This window comes from uncultured Porphyromonas sp. (genome assembly GCF_934359325.1).
GTDB lineage: Bacteria > Bacteroidota > Bacteroidia > Bacteroidales > Porphyromonadaceae > Porphyromonas_A.
The window spans coordinates 1-2,560 of sequence record NZ_CAKRLH010000223.1 but is presented as its reverse complement, the minus strand read 5'-3'; the positions used below and the strand labels follow the sequence as shown (position 1 = coordinate 2,560).

Here is a 2,560-nt window from a genome sequence, read left to right as displayed (position 1 = left end):
TCAGTTTCTTGGGCAGCTTGAAGCCAAATTGTGACAACTTCATATATCAGTGTCTCTAAAATTGATTTTATCTATTCTCCCCCTCAGCCGCGATGCGGTCCCGCCACGCCCTCAGGTCGGTCTGGTGGACGGAAGCGTAGACATCCAGCGTCTGCCGGATAAATGACTCAAAGTCCTCCGGACGGATGCAATCCTCCACGCTTCGGTCGCCGACCCGAGTCCGCCGAAGTCGCGTGAGATGAGCCCCACAGCCGAGCTGCTCGCCCAGGTCACGAGCCAGCGCGCGGATGAAGATCCCCTTGCCCCCCGTTACCCGTACACGTGCCAGCGGTGCCTCGTAACTCAGCAGCTCGATCCGATCAAAGCGGACCCGCTTAGCCGGCAGCTCCACCTCGTCCCCCCGGCGCGCGATCATATAGGCACGCTCGCCGCCTATCTTCGCAGCGGAGTAGACAGGCGGCACTTGGTCGATCTCCCCCTCGTACGAGCGTAGAGCTGTACGTATCTCCTCCTCTGTGAGGTGATCGTAGGGAAAAAAGGCGTCTATGGAGTGTTCCAAGTCAAAGCTCGGCGTGGTGGCGCCCAGTCTTATCGTCGCCTCGTAGCACTTGTCGTGATCCTGCAGCTCCTCTATGCGCTTCGTGAAGCGCCCGGTACAGAGCACCACAACACCGGTAGCCAGAGGATCAAGTGTACCGGCATGTCCGACCTTGAGCCGCTTCAGATTGAGTTCCGTGCAGGCGAGTCGACGAAAGAGATTGACCAAGTCAAAGCTGGTCCAGCCGAGTGGCTTATCGACGGAGATGATCATTCCGTCGCTGAAGGGATTAGGCGGTGCGACACGCCTCCGTCCCCGCTCAGCGCCTATCTGATAGACCGCTCGAGTCAGTCGCTCCTCTCTACCGTCCATAACCCTCACTTAGAAAACAGCAAGATCCATGCCCAAGCCCAGCATTGTCAGTATGACACCCGCGACGGCGATCCGGTACCAACCAAAGGAGGCAAAGGTGTGCTTCTGCACAAAGGTGATGAAGAAACGGATCGCAGCCAGGGCGACAACGAATGAGATCACATTACCCACCACTAAAAGGCCCATATGATCGGAGAGTACCGACAGCTCGCCGGACTTCCAGAATTTCAGCACCTCGTAGCAGGTGGCACCCAGCATCGTTGGCACAGCGAGGAAGAAGCTAAACTCAGCCGCCCGCTTCCGATCCATCCCCGCCACCATACCACCGACGATCGTACTCATAGAGCGAGACATCCCCGGCATAAACATAGCGATGGTCTGGAAGAGACCGACGATAAAGGCATTCTTATACGTGATCTCCCGCCCATGGCTACCCCTATGGAGCCACTTGTCGATGAAGAGCATCACCACACCTCCGATGAGGAGATTGACTGCGATGATCCACACCGAGCCGAGAGCATGATCCACCCAGTCGCCGAAGAGCAGACCCAACACAACTGCCGGCAAGAGGCCGATCAGGAGAGCTATGTAGAAGCGGAAGCGGCTAACGTTTCGCTTCCACGTCGGCACATCAGGGTGATCCATCTCCGGTGCCACCCTGAAGTCGAAGAAACGCTTCCAGTAGAGCACGACCACGGAGAGGATGGCTCCGAACTGGATCATGACGGTGAAAGCCTTCACGAAAGGCGTACTCTCGATCCCCATCAGGGACTGGGCGATCACTAAGTGACCGGTACTGGAGACCGGCAGAAACTCTGTCAGACCCTCTACGATGGCGAGGATAATGGCTTGGACGACTGTCATCACTCAGTAGGCTTGGTGGTGTCGTCAGAGGGAGTCTCCTCGACGGAGTCGCTTCCCTTATAGTCGCGTCGTTTCCTCCATAGGATCGCCACGGCGATGCCGGCATAGCCCAGCATACAGACCAGCGGAGCCACGCGGATGCGTAGGGGACTGAAGACCTCAGGATTAAAAGTCACCCCATCCGTGGAGGCACCGCCGCTCATCAGCAGGTACCCGATGATCAGGAGAAGGAGTGAGCCGAGGAGGATCAGGAGATTGACTCTCCCGAAGCCGTAGGTCTCAAAGTTCGTTTTCTTACCCTTATCTTTACTCATAGCTTTATGTCTTGATAGCCCGCTCTCAGGCACGATAGAGACGATCCTCATCCATCTTGAGATAGCGACTGACAGCAGCGGCAGAGGCGACCCAGGAGATCAGTATCCCTGAGACCAGCACGACTGCCCCGGCGATCACCATATTCTGTGCGGAGAGCACACCGCTGAGGATCGGGTACTTTGTCAGGAGGTAGTAGCGGCACCAGACCATCAGCCCGATGGCAACAACCGCTGCCACCACCCCACTCCTAATGCCCGAGGCGATGAAGGGGCGGCGGATAAAGGAGCCGGTCGCCCCCACTAATCGCATGGTGTAGATGATGAAGCGCTTGGCATAGACCCGCAGGCGGATCGTATTATTGATCAGAACGACCGAGATCACAAGCAGGAGCAGCGCCAGCGCACCCATGATCAGGGCGATGGTGCTGAGGTTTCGATTGAGCTCGTCGACCAGGTCCTTGCGGTAGGAGAC

General features: G+C 57.3%; 4 protein-coding genes. All 4 read right to left on the bottom strand.

The annotated features are described in order from the left end of the window. Positions 1-67: 67 nt before the first annotated feature. On the bottom strand, positions 68-910 hold the full coding sequence (gene truB / locus Q0F21_RS07140; protein WP_297238660.1) for a tRNA pseudouridine(55) synthase TruB: 843 nt from the start codon (positions 908-910) through the stop codon (positions 68-70). Positions 911-919: 9 nt separating this feature from the next. Beyond that, positions 920-1,774, bottom strand: a complete 855-nt coding sequence (locus Q0F21_RS07135; RefSeq protein WP_297238658.1) for an undecaprenyl-diphosphate phosphatase — start codon at positions 1,772-1,774, stop codon at positions 920-922. Beyond that, complete coding sequence (locus Q0F21_RS07130; RefSeq protein WP_297238656.1) at positions 1,774-2,088, bottom strand: DUF3098 domain-containing protein; 315 nt, start codon at positions 2,086-2,088, stop codon at positions 1,774-1,776. Before Q0F21_RS07130 ends, Q0F21_RS07135 begins: the two co-directional genes overlap by 1 nt. 25 nt (positions 2,089-2,113) lie before the next feature. Beyond that, positions 2,114-2,560 (bottom strand): FtsX-like permease family protein (locus Q0F21_RS07125; RefSeq protein ID WP_363282761.1); only part of this gene is annotated, 447 nt, incomplete at its 5' end.